Source organism: Acetobacter pasteurianus (assembly GCF_009914215.2).
In the GTDB taxonomy this organism is placed as follows: domain Bacteria; phylum Pseudomonadota; class Alphaproteobacteria; order Acetobacterales; family Acetobacteraceae; genus Acetobacter; species Acetobacter pasteurianus.
In genome coordinates this window covers 2658025-2681289 of record NZ_CP039846.2, presented here as the reverse complement: position 1 = coordinate 2681289, position 23265 = coordinate 2658025, and the positions used below count along the sequence as shown (strand labels likewise).

The following is a 23265-nucleotide window of genomic DNA, read 5'->3' as shown; positions in this document are numbered from 1 at the left end:
GAGTGTTTGCCAACATCATTTTGTTGACTTATCGAAACATCAAGATCTATACTACGACAAGTGAGTAGAAGCGGTCGGAATAGAAATATTCTGGGCATTGCTCCACCATGTTGGTCTTATTCAGCATGGGGGAAGCTTTGGCCGCTAAAAAACATGCTTTCCCACATGCTGGTTTGCACCAACTGCTACGCCCTATGGGCCAGTTTGCAATTTGTGTGAGAAACGCCATGACCCTGAATACCAAAACCACCCCAGATTACCCTATGGAAGAGCTCAAGCGTGAGGCCACTATAGGCAGCATGGGTACAACCTCTGTCCGTTCTATCCCTGTTATTGATTTTTCAGACTATGAGAACAGGCGTGCCCAGATTGCGGATGATTTGTGGAATGCCGCAACTCAGGATGGTTTTTTTCAGGTTATCAATCACGGAATTTCGTTACAAGATATTGATAACGCTTTTGCGGAAGCAAAAAGGTTTTTTGCTCTTCCTATGTCTGAAAAGGAAGTTTTTAAAAAGAAGCCCACCGTGAATGCAGGCTGGGAATATTGCTCTCAGGTGCGGCCTTCCACCGGCACGCCGGATAACAAGGAATCTTACCAGATTACTTTGCCGGAAATGGATAATCTGTGGCCGGATGAGCAGGTTCTTCCCGGCTTTCAGATAAAGCTTTTGCAATTTGAGGAAGATAACTGGCAGCTTGCCATGAAAATACTTTCCTGTTTTGCAGAAAAACTTGGGTTTGAAAAAGATTTCTTTGCAGAGTGCTGTAAAAGATCTTCTCCGGGGTATCAGTGCACCTTGCGTCTTATCCATTACATGAGCATGGAAAACGCCAAACCGGAAGATTTCAAGCAATGGCGTGCTGGTGCACATTCAGACTTTGATTGTCTGACACTCCTGCATCTGCGTGAAGGTGAAGGTGGCCTACAGCTTTGCCCAGGTAACGAAATTTCATCCAATGCATGGACAGAAGTGACCCCTGTGGCCGGTGCTGTTACCTGCAATATTGGTGATATGCTGATGCGTTGGAGTGATGATAAGCTAAAATCCACCCTCCACCGTGTGCGTATGCCGCAACCGGGCGAATATCTTGGCCCGCGTTTGTCTGTTCCCTTTTTCTGTCAGGCAAACCGGGAGGCTGTTATTGAAGGGCCTGAAGGTAAATACCCGCCAATTACAGCGGAAGACTACATCTACCAGCGTCTACATGCCAACTTTGTGCAAAAGCACAAGTAATGGGTGCGTATGGGGGAAGCTTAACTTCCCTCATACAGTTTTTGTGCCAGATGGTTATGCTGTTCTATAACCATACCCACATCCAGCTTTGTAAAATGGCCGTCCTGTATTAGGACCTTGCCGTTTACCATGCTAAAGGCAACGGAAGATGGGGTACAAAACACCAAGGCGGCTACCGGATCACTTAATGCGCCGGTATATTCCAGCTTGCGCATATCAAACGCAATAATATCGGCCGCTTTGCCTACCGCTAACTGGCCAATATCTGTGCGGCCCAGAACTCTGGCCCCTCCGCGTGTAGCTAACGCCAATACATCACGCGCTTTGAGCATCATGGCCTGTTCATCCCGCGCAGATAACAGGCGGGAAACCAGCATGGCTTGCCGTGCTTCTGCCAGAATGCTTGCACCATCATTAGAGGCAGAGCCATCAACCCCCAACCCAACAGGAATACTGTGCTGCTGCATGGCCCCAACAGGAGCAATGCCAGAGGCCAAGCGCATGTTGGAACAGGGGCAATGGGCTATTCCCGTGCCCGTTTGGCCAAAGCGGGCCATGCCTGCGGTGTCTAGTTTAACGCAATGGGCATGCCATACATCGGCACCAACCCAGCCAACATCTTCTGCATATTCTGCGGGTGTCTGGCCAAAGCGTTCCTTGCTGTAGGCCACGTCATGTTGGTTTTCGGCCAGATGTGTATGCAGCCGGGTGCCCGTATTGCGCGCCAACTCTGCCATATCACGCATAAGTTCAGGGCTGACAGAAAAAGGAGAACACGGTGCGCCGCCTACGGTTAGCATCGCCAGAGGTTCCGGGTCATGGTACGTTTCAATCACGCGCAGCGTATCACGCAGGATGTCGAGCTCTTTTTCTACCAAACTATCCGGCGGCAGCCCCCCTGCGCTTTCTCCAACACTCATGCTGCCGCGGCAGGCATGAAAGCGCATACCCATTTCAAGCCCGGCCTCAATTTCATCATCAAGGCGGCAACCGTTGGGGAAAAGGTAAAGATGATCACTGGTTGTGGTGCAACCAGACATCAGCAGTTCCGCCATGGCCGTGCGCGTGGAGGCCTTTATCATTTCTGGCGTAAGGCGTGCCCAAATGGGGTAAAGTGTTTGCAGCCATTGAAACAGGGAGGCGTCCTGAGCCTGCGGAATAACCCGTGTTAAGGACTGGTACATGTGGTGGTGAGTATTCACCATACCGGGCATAACCACATGGCCGGACATATCCAGCACTTCATCCGTAGGAGGATGCGGGTCCTCCATACCACCAAGGGCGACAATCTGCCGCCCTTCTGTCACGATCCACCCGTTTTTCAGCTCTTGCCTGGCATCATCCATCGTGACGAGGCACAGGGCATTTTTCAGCAAGTATCTACGTGACATCATAAAAACACCTAGCCCCTCCCTTTGTATTAAAGAGAGGGGCGTTAAGTTGGTTCAGGACGGTCTTAGAAAGAGGTAGAGATTGTGCCTGTCATGGAGAAGCGTGGTTCCACCATGAAGGTATTGCCGTAACCTGTGTAAGCTGCGGAGCTACCGCTATAAACCGTGCCGGCATCATGCTTGCTGTAAACAGCGCCCATGGCACCCGTGCGCACAATGGAACCCGTAAGGTTGGTGAAGTTCAACCGGAAAGTGGGAGACTTTACAAAGCCAAATGGCTTGAAGTGGTACCCAACCGTCAGGCTGTTGGTCACGTAACCCGGTATTCTCTGATCCCCAGCCACACTGACGGATTGCGGGCCGGTGTAATGCACGGAGCCGTTGGCAAAGAAGCCTTTATACTTATAGGTCAAACCAAAGTTGGCCATAACCCGTGGTGCCATAATGGCCTGCGTGCCCTTGGAATGCAGCATAATGTTCTGGTACGGGTCGAACACGTTGCTATCCTGCGTGGCGTGCAGATACTCCACAGAGGCATAAGGGCTGAAACCGTGGATCTCACGCCCGGCGATCATGAAGTCCAGCCCGCGCATGGTCTGGCTGCCGATGGAGAATGGACGGTAGTTGTTCATGCCCAAATACTGGTCAACCACACGGTTGGTGACGTTGTAGTTGAAGAATGACAGATCCATCATCATGTAGCGGTTGTGGTAACGGTACCCCAGTTCTTCCTTGATGGAATACTGGTTCTTCAGGATCGGCACATCCGTGTACAGCCAGCCCATATCGTTTTCTGTTGGCTGACGGTAATCCCCTTCCGCGTTTACATAGATCTGGTTCTGATCATTGATGTTGTAGCTAATGGAAAGCTGCGGCAATGGTGCCGTGCTGTTGCGCCCCTGCCTGCCGTAGTAATCCTTGTTCCATGCGTTGGACATAACAAATTTAAAGCCACCGTTAATCAGCAGTTTGTCATGCAGATACTTGGCTGTGTCCTGAATAAACAGCGAGTGGATTTCATACCCCGCAACCTGCCGATCACCTTTATCAATGCGATACTGAGACCAGTTCGGGCTGGGTGCACCGCCTGCGGGCATGGCAAAGCTGGTAGGGTAGCTGCGGTCTGATTGGCTGTTGTTATACCAGTAACCGAAGGTCAGGTGGTTGTGCTTGTCAATATCATAGCCGAGCGATGCCGTGGCACCCACTACGCGGTCACCATGTTCCTGAAAGTAGCCAATCGTGTTCTGCATATCACCCGCAGAGTTGGCTTCCGCACCATTAGGCTTGGCGCTCCAGCCCTGCCCATAGGTGAGGTATGGGTGCAGATCGAAGGACAGCTTGTCCGTAATAACGGTGTGGATAGGCGCACTCAGGAAGATCTGGTTCCAGTGGTCAGCATTGTTCTTCCAATAGTTCGCGTTACCCGGATGGGATGAGCGATCCCAACCTTGCCCCGTGTGCTTATACAGCATGAACTGGTCTTCTGTGGGGTAGTTATCAATTGTCCAGTCAGCAGAGTTCCATGAGATAAACAGGTTGGCGTTAGACCCGTTTTCCCAATCCTTGCGGGCGCCAAAATCAATATGCTTACGCTCGTTAATGCCAGAACCCATCCAGCTACGTGCATGCGTGTTGGAAAAGGAGAAGTAGCCCCGGATACCGCTATTGCCGATATCACCGGAATCAAGGCGAATAAACTCACGCGAGAGGTTGTTGGTGCCGTAGGAGAAATCCGTCATACCGCCAAACTTGTGGGACGCGATATGGGATTTGGAGTTCATCACCCCACCAGCAGCAGACATAACGGGCAGATCACGCGCCGCACTGCCGGGTGTGATGCTCACTTCATCCACGTTTTCTGAATCAATAATTTCAGCCAGATATTTCGCCTGCCCGGCAGAAATGCCATCCACCATAATGGCCATGTCACGGTCTGTCAGGCCGCGTGTCTGCACCTGGCCGCCCTGCATGCCCGATGTATCCGGGGTGGTCACGTTCACACTTGGCAGGTTTTTAACCAGATCCAGAGATGTGGAAACGGGGCTGCGCATATCAATGTATTCTTTGGTGACCGTCTGTACCGCATGGGGGGCTGTTTCAAGCCGCATCATGCCGCCGCCGCCATTGCGCTTGCGGCGTGTGGACCCCACCGAAACTTCTTCTGTCCCGTGTGCCTCAATCGCTTTTGTGGAGCGCGGGCGCACATGTGCAGCAGAAGAGGTTGCAGATGCCCGAGTGAGTTGGGATGATTTTTTGGCTGCCGTAGCCGTTTGCGCTTCCGCCGTAGAAAGGCTGGCGCAGAACCCAACAGCACTGACAAGGCAGGACAACGTTGCAAGGTGTTGGCGGTATGTCAGTCGGGACAGAACTGGGCGGGCTGGCGCAATAATCCGAAAGGACATGAGAAAATTCCTCAGCAGGGAAGCTTAACAACGATGCAGGAACAGAAGGCCTTTTTCTTCAAATTGGCCTGTGTAAGAGCCGTAATTTGGAAATCGGCAGAGATCTTTGAGTAAGCTTCCGACATAAGATTAAGGCTCCGGGCAGCGGGCGATAAAACGATACGATATCGATATATATAGGCTTATAAGTGAACGCACAAAAACAAAAAAGGCATTTTCTTGTTGCCGTTTTAAGAGCACCGCCTGATCTGAATTTGGCAATGCAACATTGCTTTTTTTGCTTTTGAGAGAACGGAAAAAACCTGCGTATAGTTTGTTTCGCCCTTGATATGGTGCGAGATGTAGCGTTTTTGATTGACCTCCTAACCCTAGAGGCCCGTATGCAAACCCAGCCCAATGTTTTGTGTGTTGCAGATGCGTCCGGGAAAAGGGCAGTACAACGGTGTGACTTTTTAGCGCACCCTCCTTTTTCAGACACATCGGATGGTCTGTTCCGCTCCTATCTTTCCCCCGCCTATACCGCGACAGTAAAGCAGGTGCGTGAATGGATGGAAGAAGCCGGCATGCACTGCCGGATAGACGCCGCAGGTAATCTGATTGGCCGATATGAAGGCCTTACCCCCAACGCTCCTGCCCTGCTCATTGGCTCTCATCTTGATAGTGTCAAAAACGCAGGCAAGTACGATGGCACATTAGGCGTTATTCTGGGCATAGAAGCCGTTGCCAGCTTTCATGCACAGCAAAAGCGTTTTCCCTTCGCCATAGAGGTAATTGGGTTTGGGGATGAAGAAGGGTCCCGCTTTCCAGTTTCTATGCTGACATCCCGCGCTGTGGCTGGTTCTTTGGATACGTTGCCAAACGTGCTGGATGCCCAAGGCACCAGCATCCGGCAGGCACTCCTAGAAAGTGGGCTAGACCCTGCACACTATCTGGAGGCCAGCTATAAGCCCTCTCAGGTTCTGGCGTATTTTGAAGCGCATATAGAGCAAGGGCCTGTTCTGGAAAGTAAGGATCATGCAGTAGGCTTGGTCACATCCATTGCCGCGCAATATCGGTTTAAGGTGACAATGAAAGGCATGGCCGGGCATGCGGGCACATTGCCCATGCATTTGCGCCAGGATGCCCTGGCCGCCGCGGCAGAAGCCATTTCCTGCATAGAAAAAATTGCGCAGTCAGGCCCGGATGATCTGGTGGCAACCGTTGGGCAAATGAACGTAAAGCCCGGTGCGCCCAATATCGTGCCGGGCTGGGTAGAGTTTAGTATTGATGTGCGTGCTGGCACGGAAAATGTGCGCAACAAAGCAGCAGAAACAATAACCCAAGTCCTGCACGAGATCAGTCAAAAACGCGGCGTGGAAATGGAACTTGCACTTCAGCACGATCTTTCCGCCACGCCATGCAACCCGCAACTCAGCAACGTTCTGGCTGCATCCATTCAAGCCGTCACGGGGCAACCTGCTTATAAGCTGGTAAGTGGGGCTGGGCATGATGCCATGATCATGGCTGCCCTTACCCCTGTATGCATGCTGTTTATTCGCTGTGAAAAAGGCATAAGCCACAACCCTGCCGAAGCTGTGCAGGATGAGGATGTAGAAACGGCTTTACGTGTCATGTGCGATTTCATCCAGAATATTCCATCAGAAAAAGCCGCTTAATCATGGAGCAAACCCGTATGATTTCACCAATGTTCAAACAGATTGATCCGCCCCAACGGTTTCTGATGGGCCCCGGCCCCATTAACGCCCACCCACGTGTTTTGCGTGCCATGTCTGCCGATATGCTGGGGCAGTTTGACCCGGAAATGACGGAATACATGAATGAAACCATGGCGCTGTACCGTCAGGTATTCATGACAGAGAACCAGTGGACATTTCTGGTAGATGGCACGGCCCGGGCCGGTATTGAAGCGGCTCTTGTTTCCTTGGTGGAACCGGGCGCAAAAATTCTTATTGTGCGTGCTGGCCGCTTTGGTTTGCTGCTTTCAGAAATTGCCGAGCGCATAGGGGCAGAAATCTGCACGCTGGATCTGCCGTGGGGTGAAGTGGCCTCATTAGAGCAGATAGAAGCGGCATTGCAGGAACATAAGCCGCAGGTTCTGGCCTGTATTCATGGAGATACCTCCACCACAATGGCGCAGCCTTTGGATGGCGTGGGGGCATTGTGTAAAAAATACAATGTTCTTTCCTATGCAGATGTTACGGCCACATTGGGTGGCGTGCCGGTTTGCACAGACCAATGGGGCATTGATGTGATCTCCGGTGGTTTGCAGAAATGCATGGGCGGGCCGCCGGGTTCTGCTCCCATTACCATTTCGGATCGGGCTGCCGAGCACATTATGGCTCGCCGCCATGTAGAAGCCGGTATCCGCAGTGCAAGCCTTATGGATGGGCAGCGCCCGCGTATTCCATCCAACTATTTCGATCTGGCCATGGTGATGGATTACTGGTCTGAAAAGCGGCTGAACCACCATACCGAAGCAACAACCATGCTGTACGGCGCCAGAGAGGCCGCCTGTATTGTGCTGGAAGAAGGGCTGGAAAACCGCTTTGCCCGCCACAAAACGGCCAGCACGGCGCTTATTGCGGGCCTACGCGCAATGGGGCTGACCATTTTTGGTGATGATGCACACCGTATGGCGAACGTAACCGGCGTATGGATTCCAGCCAGTGTGGATGGAGACAAAGTGCGCATGCGTATGCGTGATGATTTTGGCATTGAAATTGGCACGGCTTTTGGCCCGCTTACTGGCAAAATCTGGCGCATTGGCACCATGGGCTACAATGCCGTCAAACACAAAGTGTTGCTGACATTGGGCGCATTGGAAGCAGCTTTGGCTGCTGAAGGGTTTAAGCCCCCGCGTGGCGCTGCTGTAGATGCCGCTATGGCATCCTGGCCGTAACCGTTGGGAGAAGCATAATGGAACTGAATAATCCAGAAACACTCCGGCAGGTTGAGGCATGTTCAGACCTTTATGAACGCGCTCTGGCCGAAAATGATGTGCAAGTTCTGGATGATCTGTTCTGGAATGGCCCGGAAGTGGTGCGCTACGGCGTGGGGGAAAACCTGTATGGGGCGGAAGAAATAGCAGCTTTTCGCCGCTCTAGAAAAGGAGGAAGCCCCCCACGCCGTAACCTGCGGCGCACCATTACCGCCATTGGTAATGAAAGTGCTGTTGTCAGTCTGGAATTCCAGCGTGAAGGCTCGGACCGCATAGGCCGCCAGATGCAGACATGGATACGGACTGACAATGGATGGAAAATTCTGGCAGCCCATGTGTCGCTCATGGCGGCACGTCCAGAAACCGAAAGACCTGCTTTATAAGGAAATAGGCCCATGACCGCCCCTTCCTCTGATCAGGAAAATCTTGTGCGCGCACGCGCTACAACCATAGGGCTCGATCTTTCTCCCACATGTCTGCCGGGGGTTATCAGCAATTCCGCCCTTTTGGCGCACTATGCCAAACTGGTTGAACAGCACACTCTGCCCGATACGTGTGAACCAGCATACGAGTATATTCCATGACCCGTTTTTCCAGCGCGCATGCCATTGCGGAGGCTATTCGCTCTGGTAAAAAAAGTGCAGTTTCCACCATTCAGGAAACATTAAATACGTTGCGTACACAGGATCATGGCATCCAGAGTGTTACGCATCTTTTTGCAGATGAGGCTTTGCTGCAGGCACAAAAAATAGATGCCATGCGGCAGGCGGGCCAAACTTTGCCCCCTTTGGCGGGTGTGCCGTTTGGCGTGAAGGATCTGTTTGATATTGCAGGCCATGTGACCACGGCTGGCTCTATTGTGCTACGCAATATGCCACCTGCGCAAAAAGATGCTGCCATTGTACAGCGGCTTAAAGCTGCCGGGGCCATTCCCGTTGCAACATTGAACATGGATGAATTTGCTTACGGGTTTGCAACCGTAAATGCGCATTATGGCACCACCCATAACCCGCATGATCTGGCCCGTATGGCTGGTGGGTCTTCCGGTGGGTCTGCTGCGGCGGTTGCTGCGGGTTTTCTGCCTTTTGCCCTTGGGTCCGATACCAATGGGTCTATTCGCATTCCGGCATCATTATGCGGTGTGTGGGGAATAAAGCCCACTTTTGGCCGCCTGCCCCGCGCGGGAGCTTATCCGTTTTCTGCCAGTTTGGATGTGGTGGGCAGTTTTGCATCCTCTCTGGATGATCTGATTACAACATTTTACGTGATGGATGGCAGCACACCAGCGCCAGAACCGGCAGCCGATACGCTGCGGGTTTCCAAATTAGGGGGATGGTTTGCATCCAATCTGGCGCCTGAGCTTGTGGCTGCGCTGGACCGTGTTTGTGCCAGCCTGCAAACCACCAGCACGGTTGAGTTGCCAGAAGTGGCAAGCGCACGTGCGGCATCTTTCTTGATAACAGCGGCAGAAGGCGGAAACCTGCACCTGCCCCGCCTGCGCAAACAGGCAGAAGAGTATGACCCTGCCACGCGGGACCGCCTGATTGCTGGAGCCTTGTTGCCATCATCCACCTATTTGCAGGCTCAGCGTTTTAGAAACTGGTTCCGCACGAAAATCCACGAACTTTTCCAGAAAACAGATGTTCTCATAGCACCTGCGGTTATGGGGGAAGCGCCTCTTCTGGATGCGCCAACCATTATGGTGGACGGTAAACCTGTATCTGCTAGAGCTAATCTGGGCCTGTTTACGCAACCGCTTAGCCTGCCGGGTTTGCCTGTATTGTGCTTGCCGTTGAAAAATACAGGTTCTTTGCCGCTTGGTTTACAGCTTGTTGCTGCTCCGGGGCAGGAAGCCGCGCTGTTTAGTGTTGCGCGGGCGCTGAAGAAAAGCGGCTTGGCAGGGTGCGTGCCCCTGCCAGAAAAGGAAATGGCTTAAAAAGTTATAGGGATGGGTGGAGCACATGCTCCACCACTTCCGCCGCAACCAGAGCAGCAATAACTTCTGGCCTTTTATCCCTGATTCCGCGCTCTCCTATGGGGCAGATGAGGGACTGTAAGCGCTGTTCTTCCATACCAAGCTGGCGGAAACTGTGTTCAAACCGCCTGCGTTTGGTGGCAGAGCCAATGAGCCCCACATAAGAGAGATCATCCCGTAAAAGAGCAGATTCTATAATTAACGCATCCAACGTGTGGCTGGGTGTAAGCACCAGCACGCCAGCTTTGGCTGGTGCGGCGTGCAATATTGGCTCCCATTGGTCTGTTATGCGTGTTTCTACGCCTGCGGGAACAGCGCCAAATTCCTGTTTTCTGGGGTCTATCCAGATCAACCTTAGGGGTAACGGTGCCAACGCATAAGCCAAGGCACGCCCAACATGGCCAGCTCCAAACATAAGCAGCACCGGGCGTGCTTCCAGTTCTTGCCGTATGTTGTTTTCTAGTTCGCGCACAATGTCTGGTGTTACACGCTCCAGCCGCACACGAGCCCAACCTCCGCAACACTGGTTGGTATTTTGCCCACCCAGAATAAATTCATGTTCACGCAGCTTTTCATGCTGGCACAGCATCTGGCGTGCCTGTGCTACGCATTCATGCTCCAATGCGCCTCCACCCACTGTTCCGGCCAGCAAAGAGGTGCCCACCAGCATGAAGGCACCTGTTTCGCGCGGGGTGGAGCCTTTGGCTTCCGTAACACGCACAAGAATGAGCTGTTCTGGATGGCGGTGCCAGTGTTGAAGAACCCTTGCAACCTCTCGCATGATCAGCTCCGTATTAGTGAGGCATGTCCTTTTGTTTTTTAAGCCGTTCCACTGTGCGTAAAATCTGCTCTGGTGTGGCAGGCGCATCTAGCTGAGGGCAGATGCTGTAGTCCGCAATGCTCGCTATGGCGTCCGAGATGGCATGCAATACCGCCAGCCCGTGCACAAAAGGTGGTTCCCCCACAGCTTTGGAACGGAAGATGGTTTCTTCCTGGTTGGGGGAGTTCTCAAGCAGCTTCACATTAAAAATCGGCGGCCGGTCCGAGCAGGCCGGAATCTTATAGGTGCTGGGGGCATGTGTGCGCAGCCGGCCTGTTTGGTCCCACACCAGCTCTTCCATTGTCAGCCACCCTGCCCCTTGTATGAAGCCCCCTTCAATTTGGCCAATATCCAGAATTGGGTTTAGGGATTGCCCGGCATCGTGCAGGATATCCACGCGCTCCATACGGTTTTCACCAGTCAGTAGGTCAACCGCAACTTCTGCGCAGGCGGCCCCATAGGCAAAATAATAAAATGGGCGACCGCGTCCGGTTTTTGGGTCCCACGAAATTTTGGGTGTTTTGTAAAAACCGGATGAGGAAAGCGAAACACGGGCCATATAGGCGGCCTTCACCACATCCACGAACGGAATACAGTTTTCTCCCACCTGCACGCCATTGGCTCCAAAATGCACGGTGCTTTCTGGTACCTGCCAATGTGTGGCGGCAAAGCTGATGAGCCGTTCCTTAATTTTGCTGATGGCATCCAGCACAGCCATGCCGTTTAGATCTGCCCCGCTGGATGCCGCTGTAGCAGATGTGTTGGGCACCTTGCCTGTGGTTGTAGCGGTAATGCGCACGCGGTTTTCGGGTAGGCCAAATTCCCGCATGGCAATTTGCACCATTTTGGTATGTAGCCCCTGCCCCATTTCCGTGCCGCCGTGATTTACCTGCACGGAACCATCCGTATAGACATGCACCAGAGCGCCTGCCTGATTGAAATGCGTGGCGGTAAAGGAAATGCCAAATTTAACGGGCGTAAGGGCTATGCCACGGCGGATGTATTTACTGCTGCGGTTAAAGGCGCGGAGTTCCTCACGCCGTTTGCGGTAATCGCATTCCTCAGCAAGCTGTTCCATGATTTCCCGGGAAATGGAATCTTCCACGGTCATGAAATACGGCGTGATGTTTTTGTCTTGCGTGCCGTAAGTGTTGCGCAAACGCACATCCAGCGGGTCTAGCCCCGTGGCAAAGGCAATTTCTTCTATAACCCGTTCGGCGGCAGCAATGCCTTGTGGGCCACCAAAGCCCCGAAATGCTGTGTTGGACTGCGTATTGGTGCGAAAGGGTTCTGAGCGCAGCCGCACATCCGGGTAGTAATAGGCGTTATCTGCATGAAACAGCGCTCTATCCGTTACTGGGCCAGATAAATCAGCAGACCATCCGCATCGTGCGGCTAGCAGCATATCTACACCCTGAATATGCCCTTGCGCATCAAAGCCAACATCATAATCAATCACAAAGTCATGCCGCTTGCCTGTCATGATCATATCGTCATCACGATCAAGGCGACATTTTGCTGGACGCTGGGTTATTTCTGCGGCCAAGGCTGCTAGGCAGGCGGGAGCATTTGCCTGTGTTTCCTTGCCCCCAAAGCCGCCGCCCATACGGCGTACTTCCACTGTTACCAGGTTGCTGGGGCGGTCAAGAATATGCGCCACCATGTGCTGGGTTTCTGTAGGGTGTTGGGTGGAGGAGCATATACGCATCTCCCCTTCTTCACCCGGTGTAGCGAGTGCGGCTTGCCCTTCCAGATAAAACTGTTCCTGCCCCCCAACTGTAATGCGCCCGGACAGCCGTTTGGGAGCGTTTTCTAGGGCATTTTCAGCGTTGCCGCGTACCATTTCGAGTGGACGGCACACCATGTCTCCGCCTTTTTGGCGGGCTTCTTCAACACAAAGAACTGCTGGCAGGTCTTCATAAACAATCTTGGCTTGGCGTGCGGCTTTGCGGGCTGCCAGACGTGTTTCAGCCACAACCGCAAAAATGGGCTGGCCGTAATAAAAAACCTCATCTGTAGCTAAAAGAGGTTCATCCCCCGCGCCTACGGGGCTGATCTGGTTTTCTCCCAGCACATCTTGGGCAGTAAGCACGCACAAAACGCCGGGAAAATTCTTAACGGGCTCCAGATCCATAGAAACTATGCGAGCATGGGCCTTGGTGCTTAACCCAGGCACCACATGCACAACATTTGCGGGTGTGGGAATATCATCAATATACGTTGCCTTGCCGGAAACGTGTAGACGCCCACTTTCGTGCTTCAGGCTTTGTGTTGCGCCACCGGGAACTGTTGTGGGTGCGTTGATATGCTTTTTAAGCATGGGAAATCTCCCTCCAACCTTCCAGACAGATAGGTTGAGCGCTTCCTTGAGGAGCTGTTTCTTCAAAAAAGCGCGTTAACAGGTTGGCGGATACTGTGGAGCGATACCACGCACTGCCGCGCATATCCGTTAGGGGCGTAAAGTCATCCTGTATGGCTTTGCGTGCGGCTTCTAACGCAGCAATATCCCACTTTTGGCCAACCAAAGCCTTTTCCGCCATTTTGGCGCGGCAGGGAATGCCCGCCATTCCGCCAAAAACCAGACGCGCTTCTGTTATCTCTCCATCAGCATTTATGGAAACTGCAAACGCAGCCATAATGGCGGAAATATCCTGATCAAACCGTTTGGAAACCTTGTAAGCCCGCATAACTGTTTGCGCGGATTGGTTCGGTATAAAAATACCTTCTATAAATTCAGCAGGCTGCCGGTCCTGTTTTCCGTATTCTACAAAGTAGTTTTCTAACGGGAGCTGCCGCCGTGTATCGCCTTGGCGCAAATGCAGCACGGCACCGGCGGCTATAAATAAGGGTGGCCCATCCCCAATGGGTGAGGCATTGCCAATGTTGCCGCAAACAGTGGCGGCGTTTCTTACCTGCGTAGAACCAATGCGTTTTATGGTTTCCAGCGCATCTGGCAGATGTGTTGCCAAGGCAGGCAGAGCCTGTGTGTATGTTACGGCTGCGCCTATCCACAAACCGCCATCACGTTGTTCCAGTTTATGCAGATCCTTGGCGGATCTTACGGCAATAACATGCGGCAGATCTCGCAAATGCTTGGTAACCCACAGGCCAACATCTGTAGCGCCTGCAACAAGTGTGGCCTTGGGGTTTTCCTGATAAACGATGGCAAGCACATCGGAATTGGCAGGCAGAGTGATGCGGCCACGGGTGTTTTGAATATCTACACTGCTGCCATCCTGTAAGGCAGAAAGGCGCAGGATTATGTCCTGTTTCTCCACATCAAATCGGTTGCCCTGCTGCACCATAATGCGGCGCGCCTGCTGCATGGCGCGTATAATGGGGGCATACCCTGTGCAGCGGCACAAATTGCCAGCCAGAGCCGTATTGATGGCTTTAGGGTCATCCCCCCCGCCGTTTTGCACATAAGCCACCATGGACATTACAAAACCCGGCGTACAAAACCCGCATTGAGAGCCGTGCAGATCCACCATGGCCTGCTGCACCGGGTGCAGGGAGCCATCGGGGTTTTGCAAATGCTCAACGGTAAAAAGCTGGGCACCGTCCAGCATCCACAAAAACTGGATACAGGCGTTTACGCTGCGCCATGTCAGTTGGCCGTTTTCAAGGCGCACAACCATAACGGTGCAGGCCCCGCAGTCTCCTTCATTGCAGCCTTCCTTGGTGCCGGTTAGCCCTTTCTGGTCACGCAGCCAGTTCAATACCGTGTGAGTGGGAGAAAGATCAGACACTTCGTGCAAAGTCTGACCCAGATAAAACCTTATATGGTGTCGCATTTTTTGGTCTCTGTAGAAGAATTATGTGGTCAGGATTTATCTGGAGAGGGATTTGGGAGGCCGAGAGCCCAGTTTGTCTTCCGAGATCACAACAACATTCTTCCACATTTCCGGGTGAGTGGTTGCTGGCTGTGGGGCGGCTTCTATGTCTTCCACAACCGCATCATGCGTGCCGTGGTTGAAAATAAGATGCAGGATAATGGCGGACATGGCCCCTAGCGTGATACCACTGCCAAAGATGATCTGGGCCCATGCCGGAAAGTGGTCTGCAATATGGGGCTGCGCCGTAGCCAGCATGCCCAAGCCAACACTGGTGCCAACAATAATGCCGTTATTCTGGTTATCAAAATCAACCTGTGCCAAAGTTTGAATACCCACAACGGCCACAGCGGCAAACATGGCCAAAGCTGCTCCACCCAGAACAGGCAGAGGCACACAGGCCATAAGCACAGCCAGTTTGGGCAGGCAGCCCATAACCATCATGATAAGAGCTGCGGCGGCCACAACCCACCGGCTTTTTACGCCCGTAAGCCGCACAAGGCCTACGTTTTCAGCAAAACAGGTATAGGGAAAGGAGTTAAAAATACCCCCCAGCATTGTAGCTGCCCCATCTGCCCGAATGGCACGGGTGATATCACGCGGAGTGATCTTTTTTTCCACAATCGCGCCGGTGGCAAATACATCGCCCGTTGTTTCCAGCATGGAAATCATCATCACGATAATCAGTGAGAGAATGGGCACGATATGAAAGCTGGGCATGCCAAAATAAAGCGGGCGCACAATGGTTAGTAATGGCGCGGATGACACATCTCCAAAATGCGCGTCTCCCAAAATCCATGCCACCAGTGTGCCCATAATCAGCCCAACCAGCACAGCAATGGTGCCAATAAAACCTTTGAAGAAACGCTGAACAGCCAGAATGCACAGCAGCGTGCCCAAGCCATACGCAACATTACGCAGGCTGACAGGGTTTTGCATGGCACCTGTGCCTTGGCCATTAACAATATCATTGGCCGCAACTGGCAGCAGAGCCAGCCCGATAACCAGAATGACAGACCCAGTTACAACAGGTGGGAAAAAGCGGATCAGGCGCGAGAAAAAAGGCGCCACAAAGTAGGAAAAAATGCCCGCCACAATAACTGCACCAAAAATCTGATGCAGCCCTTCAATCCCGCCCCCGGCAGCCGTGCCAATGGCGATCATGGGGGTAACGGAAACAAACGTAACCCCCTGCAAAAGCGGCAGTTTGACCCCAAGCGGGCCAATACCTACGGCCTGAATAAGGGAGGCAATGCCGCAGGTAAAAAGATCGGCTTCAATAAGGTGTTCCAGGGCATCATGTGAAAGCCCAAGAGCACTGGCAAGCAGAATGGGTACAATAACGGATGCAGCATAGAATGTGAGCACATGCTGTAACCCATAAACACCCAACTGCCAGAAAGGCAGGAATTCATCTACAGGATGAACCGCTTGCGGAACATTTCTGGCAGCTTTCATCTTTCAGCTTCCCCTGTAAGTGGAATAACCATAAGGCGCGGCAAGCAGCGGCACATGGGCGTGCATGGCCTCACCCAACCCAAAAACAATTGGCACGACATCCAGAAAAAGAGGTTCTGGCAGGTTCATGCCCTGTTGCTGGAAATAGGCGCCTATTTCAAATTCCAGCCTATACTTTCCGGGTTTGAGCTCAAGACTTCTAAGCTCCGCGCAACGGCCATCGGCATTTGTTAGCCCTGTAAACATAAGGGTATCGCCCGCAAAAAGGCGGATCTGCACAGCGCTGGCCGGGCGGCCGGAAACTGTATTGAGTACATGTGTGGAAAGAGAGCTCATGCCTGCACCTTATCCTGCAATCTCAGGGCCGCTATTGCATCAATCTGCTTTAGCGCCTCTGCAAGTTCTTCCGTAAAAGAACTTGTCAGACGTTGTTCCATGGCTTCCAGAATAACGGCTTTGGTGGCTTGCCGAACACAAATAACAAACGGCATGCCAAACTTTTTCTGGTACGCATCATTCAGATCACGCAGTTGCCTGTATTCTGCGGGAGAAAGCCGATCTAACCCGGCACTTCCCTGCTCCTGCGTTGATTCAGCACTTAGGTCCGGGTCTATGCCCATACGGTGGCCGAGTTCCGGGTGAGCGCGCACCAAAGCCAGCTTCTGGCTTTCTGGAGCCTGCTGCACAGCTTGAGAAAAAGCCTGCTTCATCTGCTGCATGGAGGCAAAGGGGCGCTGTTTTGCAGCCGCTTCTGCCACCCATGGAGAATGCTCGTAAATGCCCCCAAATGTTTCAACAAACTGTTGGGGAGAAAGCGTGTTTACATCCTGCAAGCGCATCATGCTGGGTGCACCTTTTGCCAATGCCGGGCTATTTCCAGGCGGGTTGGTGTCCACACATCTTCATATTGCTGGATATGTTGTATGAACTTGGCAACGGCCAATGCCCGCGCAGGTTTGCCTGCCAGACGGCAATGCAGGCCAACGGACATCATGCGCCCGCCTTCCTGATACAGCATGTCAAAGCAGTCTCGCAGATAGTGGAAGAACTGTTCCCCTTCTGTAAAGCCGTTCAGGGCCGCAAACTTCATATCGTTTACGTCTAATGTGTAAGGCACAATCAGCTGCTGCTTACCGTGTGTTCTGTCATAATACGGAAGGTCATCCGCATAGGAATCTGCATCGTAAACAAAGCCACCTTCTTCAGCCACAAGGCGCGCTGTGTTGGGGCTTGTGCGCCCCTGATACCAGCCTAAGGGGCGTTCCCCCGTAACCTGCGTATGCAGCGCTATGGCCTGCCGAATATGCTCGCGCTCAACATCTTCGGGAATATGCTGATAATCAATCCAGCGCAGGCCATGCGAGGCAATTTCCCACCCGCTTTTCTGCATGGCGGCAACGGCTGCGGGGTTACGCGCCATGGCTGTTGCCACACCAAATACGGTGGGCTTTATGCCTGCTTTTTCAAACAATCTGTGTAAGCGCCAGAACCCCGCGCGGCTGCCGTATTCATACAGACTTTCCATCTGCATGCAGCGTTCGCCTACGATAGATGTTGTGCCGATCATTTCCGAAAGAAAGGCCTCGGATCCTTTATCTCCATGCAGGACAGAGTTTTCGGCACCTTCTTCGTAATTCACCACAAACTGCACGGCTATACGGGCCGCATTCGGCCAGTGAGGATCCGGCGGGCAAGCGCCGTATCCAACCATATCGCGCGGGTAATTCTGCATTATTTTCCTACCTTCCAGAACACATCATCAAACACACTGAGGAGGTTCCAGACTAACCAATTCATCTACGTTGTAATCCAGCAGGCTTTGCAGATGTTTTTCACCGTCCTGCACAAACAGATCACGCCCAATACCAAAGGTTAGTTTTTCCACCCCAAAGCGCATGGCACTGATGGAGGAACCAGAAAGCCCCATGCTGGGTGTGGCGGAAAATGTAAAGTTATGGATGGCCGCAAGCATGGGTGCCAGCGGATCAGACGCATTGCGCGGCAGAAATTGGAAGCGTTCACCCAGATAAGGGTGACTGCCCAGAAGTGTGCTCTGCTCATCTTCCGGTGGGGCAAAGCAATCCCGCCAGAGGGCAATATGCGGTGCCAGTTTGGCCATTTCCGGCCGCTGGGCCAGATCAATTACAAAACCGGTGCCAATAATCAGGAAGTCAAACCGCATTTCACCATGTGGTGTGGTTACAACCACTTCCTTCCCTTCCTCCTTCACGGAAAGCCACGGAGTGCCCGTGTGGAAGGCAAAGTTTTTATGGCTCCGGCAGCGCCAGAATGTATCCTGCGGGGGCGGCTGGTTGAGATCATAAATCCGCCGCATGAAGCGCCAGCGCACCAGGTCATCCAGTTCTGAAAAATAGCTGAGGAACCCGGCATTTTCCATCCAGCGATAGGGATTTACAGATGGAATTTTTTTGCGGCGCAAGCATAGGTCAACCTGTTTGGCGCCATGTTCCAAAGCTGTTGCAGCGTTATCAAAGGCTGAGGCCCCGGCACCAAGAACGCCAATGCGTTTGCCACGCAGTTTTTCAAAATCAATCTGCTCGCACGTATGTGCATAACGTGTTTTGGGCAGCACTTTGGTAATGAAGTCTGGCACATGCCATGCCCCACCACCTTCAATCCCTGTTGCCAGCACAATTTTGCGTGCCCAAACCTGTTTTTTCACGCCGCCGGCGCATGAAAATGTAAGTTTCAGCAGGTTGTCCTGCCAATCAATATCTATCAGTTCGTGTTCATTTTTTACGGGTAGCTCCAGTACATCACGCACCCAATCCAGATAAGTCTGCCAATCCTGACGGGAGATTTTATCCAGCGTGTGCCATGCCGCGGCACCGTAGCGGGCTTCGTACCATGATTGAGGTGTCAGGCTGGGGATGCCCAGGTCCGGGCCGGTAACATATTTGGGCGTACGCAGTGTTAGCATACGTGCAAACGTAATCCACGGGCCTTCTCCCCCTTTGGGGGCGGTATCAAAAATACAGGTGTTCGTAATGCCGCGCCGCTTCAGCCCAAAGCAGGTGGCCAGACCACCTTGCCCGCCGCCAATAATAGCAACATCCAGAACATCTTCGCCATCATGCTTGTGGGGAATGCACCAATTACCTGTTGCATACTGAATTTTTGCGAGATCATCACGCACACGTTTATTAAGCTGTTCCATGCCTGCATATCAGTCCGAAATATGCGTTGCCCGAAAACAATCTGATTCATGCCCCTGACAACGACGATAAAATCAAGCATAATGTTTCACATTCGCATCGTTCTTGTATATGACATAATTCAGCATGGTGCGTTCGCAAAATGAGAGCAAAAGCAAATGCCAGTTTTTTCCCGTTTTCTTCGTTACTTCATGGCTGTTGCTCAGCATGGCTCAATCCGTAAGGCTTCGGACGAACTGCATATTGCCGCTTCTGCTATTGATAGGCAGATCCTTCAGGGTGAAAAATTGCTGGGCACGCTGTTGTTTGAGCGCCTGCCAACAGGCCTGCGCCTGACAACTGCCGGAGAGTTATTGCTAACATCCTGCCGCCATTGGTCGCGCGATTTAAATACGCTTAAAATCCAGCTTGATAACCTTAAAGGCTTGCGGCAGGGCACGGCGGATATTCTTATCCCAGATGCGCTCACCAAAGGTTTTCTGCCAGTTCTTCTGGGGCGGTTGCGTGAAAGTCACCCAGGTATTCTGGTGAGTGTGCATGTGCGCAAAAGCCAGAATATGGGAGAGCTTCTGGTAAAGGGGCACGCAGATTTTGCCCTAATGTTCAACCCAAGCCACATGCGGGAATTGACCGTGCGGGCACATAAGGAAATCCCGCTAGGGTTTATTTCTCTGCCCTCTCATCCTGTTGCGGCGTTGAGCGAGGCACGCTTTAGTGTGGCAGCGGAATACCCGGTTATTGTGCCCTCGCCGCCTCTTGCGCTTTGGCGGCCCATCGGGCTTTTGGAAGCCGAAACAGGGATAGAAATTGCCGCTGTTGCACGTGCAGATAATATCCAGATGATCAAATCTCTGGTGCTGGAAGGTACGGGAATAGGGATTTTAAGTTATCTGGATGCCTATGATGAGGTGCAAAAAAAGCAGCTTGCTTTCACCCCTATTGTCCATAAAAAACTTACGCCACTGTCCTTGGCTTTGTGTGTAGATCGTTCTCGCCAGCTTTCTACGGCAGCACGGTTTATTATTAGCGAAATTGAAAATTTCTTTCTGGAACAGCTATAAAATCATGCCAGTCTCTTCAGCAAAAACGGCTATTCGGGGTTGCTATATCACTTTCAAGGACAACCCTTTTATGGTGGCTCCAGAAGAAAGTTTGAGCATTGAAGAAGACGGCCTGATTATAATGGAAGCTGGCCGCATAACGGACTGTGGGCCTTATGCGGCCCTTGCTCCCAAGCTGGATAAGGCTGTTCCGGTTACGCATTACCCGGATAGCATTATTTCCGCCGGGTTTATTGATACGCACGTCCATTATCCGCAAATGCCAGCTATCGCTTCGTGGGGGCAGCAGCTTTTGCCGTGGTTGGAGCAGTATATTTTTCCAACTGAAGCCAAGTTTGATAATTCCGCCTACGCAGAAGCTGTTGCCAGCGCATTTCTGGACGAGCTTTTGCGGAATGGAACAACTACGGCTGCTGTATATTGCACTGTGCATGCGCAATCGGTTGATGCATTTTTCAGGCAATCAGAAAAACGCGGAACCCGTATGATTGCAGGCAAGGTGCTGATGGATCGCAATGCACCAGACAATCTACGTGATACCGCCAAAACTGGGTATGATGATTCAACCGCTTTAATTCAGCGCTGGCACAATAAAGGCCGCCAACTTTATGCGGTAACACCGCGCTTTGCCATTACCAGCACGCCAGAACAGCTGGAAATGGCGGGGGATCTGCTTACGTGCCACCCCGATGTGTTTATGCAAACACATCTGGCGGAAAATATGGATGAAATGAAAGCCGTTTCCAGCTTGTTTCCAGACTCTGCTTCGTATCTGGATGTGTATGCACAAGCTGGTCTGGTTGGTGCGCGTTCCATTTTTGGGCATGGCATTTATTTGCAGGAAACAGATTTTCAGCACTGCCATCATGCCGGATGCACGCTTGCGCATTGCCCCACATCCAATCTGTTCTTGGGTAGCGGCTTATTTAAGCTGTTTGATGCTGTTCGGTCAGATCGACCCGTTCATGTCGGGCTGGGGACAGATGTTGGTGCTGGCACAACTCTGTCTATGCTCGGCACAATGGGAGAAGCCTATAAAGTTTCTCTCATGGCTGGAGGAGAACGGTTGCAAGCCATTCAGGCTTTCTGGCTTGCAACGGCTGGAGCGGCAGAAGCTCTTAAACTGGATACAAAAATCGGCCGCATCGCACCCGGTATGGAGGCGGATCTTTGTATATTGGACCCGGCTGCCACACCTCTGCTTGCGCAAAGAACAGCCCACTGCCAGACAGTGCAGGACATGCTTTTTCCGTTGATGATCTTGGGGGATGACCGCAGCGTAAAAGCAACGTTGGTGAATGGGCAAGCTGTGTATGAGCGGCCTTAAAAAGCCGCCACACATCCATCACTACGTGGGTCAGCAGCACCTTCCAGCACACCATTTGTATGCCGCACAATGGCGCCTGCATGCCCCATCATATCGGAAAAAGGAGCAACACGTTCTACAGGGTGACCTGCTTTTTCCAGTTTGGCGACCACGCCCGCATCCATATTGCTTTCCACTTTCAAGGATTGGCTTTCACTGCCCCATGTGCGGCCCAAAAGCCAACGTGGAGCTGTAACCGCCTGCTGCAAGGGGGTGCCAAATTCTGCATATCTCGTAAAAATTGCAGCTTGTGTTTGGGGTTGGCCCTCGCCCCCCATTGTGCCGTAAACCATCACGCGGCCATCATCAAAATGCGCGAGAGCTGGGTTAAGGGTATGGAAAGGCTTACGTCCCGGTACAAAGGCATTCCATGCGCCTTCCTCCAGTTGGAAGGAAGCCCCGCGATTTTGCCATAGAATACCCGTTTGCGGCAGAAAAACGCCAGATCCAAACTCAAAATACAGGCTCTGTATCATGCTGACAGCAACGCCAGAGGAATCTATAGCCCCCATCCACGTCGTATCTCCAGCCTGTGAGGGCTGAGGCCAAGGGGAAGCATGCCGCATGTCAATTTTATGCGCCAGTTCGGAAAAGAGTTCTTCATTGTCTAGAAAAGCCTGAGCATCTTCTGTCATCCATTGCGGGTCACCCACATGCGCATTGCGGAACAGAAAAGCCTGTTTTGTGGCTTCTACCAGCCCATGTATGTGGGCAAACCCCTCGCCTTCCTGCACGCCCAGTTTTTCAAATAGCTGTAGAATAGCCAAAGACGCCACACCCTGTGTTGGAGGTGGCGCATTGTAAACTTGAGCATGCTTTAGCTTTGCAGAAAGCGGCTTTTTGAAGACAGCTTCATGTGATGAAAAATCTTCAGAGCTTAAGGGGCTGTCTATTCGTTGTAGATCCTGCAAAAGGTCTTGTGCGGTAGCACCTGTATAAAAGCTTTGCAGTCCATCTTGGGCTAGTTGGCGTAGCGTATGCCCTAATGCCGGGTTCTTACGCACCATGCCATGCTGAAACAATTTGCCATCTGGCGCATAAGACTGCGCAAAATCCTTATTTTGCAAAAGCTCATTTTGCTTGGAAGCCAGAAGTGCTGCTTCACTTTCTGAAACAACATAGCCGTTTTCAGCGTACCAGATGGCATCTTCCAAAAGCACATTTATTGGAAGAGAATTTTTAATAGATGCACTCTGCTGCAACGCAAGCTGCCAGCCAGATACTGTGCCAGCCATTGTGTTGGCGGCCCAGCCCCCACGCCATGGCACAGTGGTGTGGCCCGCGTTCCGGTATGCCTCTATGGAACTTTGTAAAGCACCGGCACCGCAGGCTTCTATAACTTCTACCCGGCCATCTGGGTAGGAAACCAGCCAGAAAGCATCGCCTCCAATACCGGTCATATGTGGGTAAACGGCACATAAGGTAGAGGCCATTGCCACAACAGCCTCTAGGGCTGTGCCGCCCTGTTTCAGTATGGAAAGGCCGCTCTGGCTGGCCAGATGATGCGGTGATGTCACCATCCCGCGTCCCGACTGGAATGTATGCTGCATGACAATCAACCGTTTTTCATGAATGGGAATAAGATAATACTACGTATCAGATAC

At 52.3% G+C, this 23265-nt stretch carries 19 protein-coding genes; 8 read left to right on the top strand and 11 right to left on the bottom strand.

Going from position 1 to position 23265, the window contains the following annotated elements; translation table 11 throughout:
* Positions 1-107: 107 nt before the first annotated feature.
* The gene (locus FCN51_RS25790; protein ID WP_310256959.1) at positions 108-1238 is read left to right on the top strand and encodes an isopenicillin N synthase family dioxygenase; all 1131 of its coding nucleotides are present in this window, start codon (positions 108-110) and stop codon (positions 1236-1238) included.
* Between the two features lie 20 nt (positions 1239-1258).
* Here the strand turns inward: FCN51_RS25790 and FCN51_RS25785 are convergent, their stop codons facing one another.
* Together FCN51_RS25785 and FCN51_RS25780 are read right to left on the bottom strand one after the other, a co-directional pair.
* Positions 1259-2632 carry an 8-oxoguanine deaminase gene (locus FCN51_RS25785; RefSeq protein ID WP_310256956.1) on the bottom strand — a complete coding sequence of 458 codons (1374 nt, stop codon included), beginning with the start codon at positions 2630-2632 and terminating at the stop codon, positions 1259-1261.
* 62 nt (positions 2633-2694) lie between these two features.
* On the bottom strand, positions 2695-5034 hold the full coding sequence (locus FCN51_RS25780; protein WP_012812932.1) for a TonB-dependent receptor: 2340 nt from the start codon (positions 5032-5034) through the stop codon (positions 2695-2697).
* A gap of 329 nt (positions 5035-5363) precedes the next feature.
* On the opposite strand from FCN51_RS25780, the gene FCN51_RS25775 reads away from it, so the two are divergent.
* The 5 genes from FCN51_RS25775 to FCN51_RS25755 are packed head-to-tail and all read left to right on the top strand — an operon-like array spanning position 5364 to position 9908.
* Entirely contained in the window at positions 5364-6689 is a 1326-nt protein-coding gene (locus FCN51_RS25775) for an allantoate amidohydrolase (protein WP_310256951.1), read from the top strand.
* 2 nt (positions 6690-6691) lie between these two features.
* Positions 6692-7933: a pyridoxal-phosphate-dependent aminotransferase family protein gene (locus FCN51_RS25770; protein WP_310256948.1), complete on the top strand. Its 1242-nt coding sequence runs from the start codon at positions 6692-6694 to the stop codon at positions 7931-7933.
* Between the two features lie 17 nt (positions 7934-7950).
* The gene (gene hpxZ / locus FCN51_RS25765; RefSeq protein WP_003624340.1) at positions 7951-8355 is read left to right on the top strand and encodes an oxalurate catabolism protein HpxZ; all 405 of its coding nucleotides are present in this window, start codon (positions 7951-7953) and stop codon (positions 8353-8355) included.
* Positions 8356-8367: 12 nt separating this feature from the next.
* Complete coding sequence (locus FCN51_RS25760) at positions 8368-8556, top strand: DUF4089 domain-containing protein (protein ID WP_003624342.1); 189 nt, start codon at positions 8368-8370, stop codon at positions 8554-8556.
* Positions 8553-9908, top strand: a complete 1356-nt coding sequence (locus FCN51_RS25755; RefSeq protein WP_310256939.1) for an AtzE family amidohydrolase — start codon at positions 8553-8555, stop codon at positions 9906-9908. The genes FCN51_RS25760 and FCN51_RS25755 overlap by 4 nt, the downstream gene beginning before the upstream one ends.
* Before the next feature lie 4 nt (positions 9909-9912).
* Here FCN51_RS25755 and xdhC read toward each other — a convergent pair whose 3' ends face one another.
* From xdhC to FCN51_RS25715, 8 genes are read right to left on the bottom strand one after another with little or no spacing between them, the layout of a single operon-like run.
* Positions 9913-10728, bottom strand: a complete 816-nt coding sequence (gene xdhC, locus FCN51_RS25750; RefSeq protein WP_310256936.1) for a xanthine dehydrogenase accessory protein XdhC — start codon at positions 10726-10728, stop codon at positions 9913-9915.
* 13 nt (positions 10729-10741) lie between these two features.
* The gene (gene xdhB, locus FCN51_RS25745) at positions 10742-13087 is read right to left on the bottom strand and encodes a xanthine dehydrogenase molybdopterin binding subunit (protein ID WP_310256933.1); all 2346 of its coding nucleotides are present in this window, start codon (positions 13085-13087) and stop codon (positions 10742-10744) included.
* A complete protein-coding gene (gene xdhA, locus FCN51_RS25740) occupies positions 13080-14561 on the bottom strand; it encodes a xanthine dehydrogenase small subunit (protein ID WP_310256930.1) in 1482 nt (493 codons plus the stop codon). Before xdhA ends, xdhB begins: the two co-directional genes overlap by 8 nt.
* Before the next feature lie 36 nt (positions 14562-14597).
* Positions 14598-16058 (bottom strand): nucleobase:cation symporter-2 family protein, encoded by a 1461-nt coding sequence (locus tag FCN51_RS25735; protein WP_310256927.1) that lies wholly within the window; start codon positions 16056-16058, stop codon positions 14598-14600.
* 3 nt (positions 16059-16061) lie between these two features.
* Positions 16062-16394 (bottom strand): hydroxyisourate hydrolase, encoded by a 333-nt coding sequence (gene uraH, locus FCN51_RS25730; RefSeq protein WP_003624352.1) that lies wholly within the window; start codon positions 16392-16394, stop codon positions 16062-16064.
* Positions 16391-16900: a 2-oxo-4-hydroxy-4-carboxy-5-ureidoimidazoline decarboxylase gene (uraD, locus tag FCN51_RS25725; protein WP_310256922.1), complete on the bottom strand. Its 510-nt coding sequence runs from the start codon at positions 16898-16900 to the stop codon at positions 16391-16393. The genes uraH and uraD overlap by 4 nt, the downstream gene beginning before the upstream one ends.
* A complete protein-coding gene (gene puuE / locus FCN51_RS25720; RefSeq protein WP_310256919.1) occupies positions 16897-17790 on the bottom strand; it encodes an allantoinase PuuE in 894 nt (297 codons plus the stop codon). The genes uraD and puuE overlap by 4 nt, the downstream gene beginning before the upstream one ends.
* A 27-nt stretch (positions 17791-17817) precedes the next feature.
* Positions 17818-19236 (bottom strand): NAD(P)-binding domain-containing protein, encoded by a 1419-nt coding sequence (locus FCN51_RS25715; protein WP_310256916.1) that lies wholly within the window; start codon positions 19234-19236, stop codon positions 17818-17820.
* 156 nt (positions 19237-19392) lie between these two features.
* Here FCN51_RS25715 and FCN51_RS25710 point away from each other — a divergent pair, with 156 nt between their 5' ends.
* Together FCN51_RS25710 and guaD are read left to right on the top strand one after the other, a co-directional pair.
* Positions 19393-20295 carry a LysR family transcriptional regulator gene (locus FCN51_RS25710; protein WP_003624361.1) on the top strand — a complete coding sequence of 301 codons (903 nt, stop codon included), beginning with the start codon at positions 19393-19395 and terminating at the stop codon, positions 20293-20295.
* A 4-nt stretch (positions 20296-20299) separates the two neighbouring features.
* Positions 20300-21622 carry a guanine deaminase gene (gene guaD / locus FCN51_RS25705; RefSeq protein ID WP_310256908.1) on the top strand — a complete coding sequence of 441 codons (1323 nt, stop codon included), beginning with the start codon at positions 20300-20302 and terminating at the stop codon, positions 21620-21622.
* Here guaD and FCN51_RS25700 read toward each other — a convergent pair.
* Positions 21619-23211: a gamma-glutamyltransferase family protein gene (locus FCN51_RS25700; protein WP_310256905.1), complete on the bottom strand. Its 1593-nt coding sequence runs from the start codon at positions 23209-23211 to the stop codon at positions 21619-21621. The two genes, guaD and FCN51_RS25700, sit on opposite strands and share 4 nt — an antisense overlap.
* Positions 23212-23265: the final 54 nt, after the last annotated feature.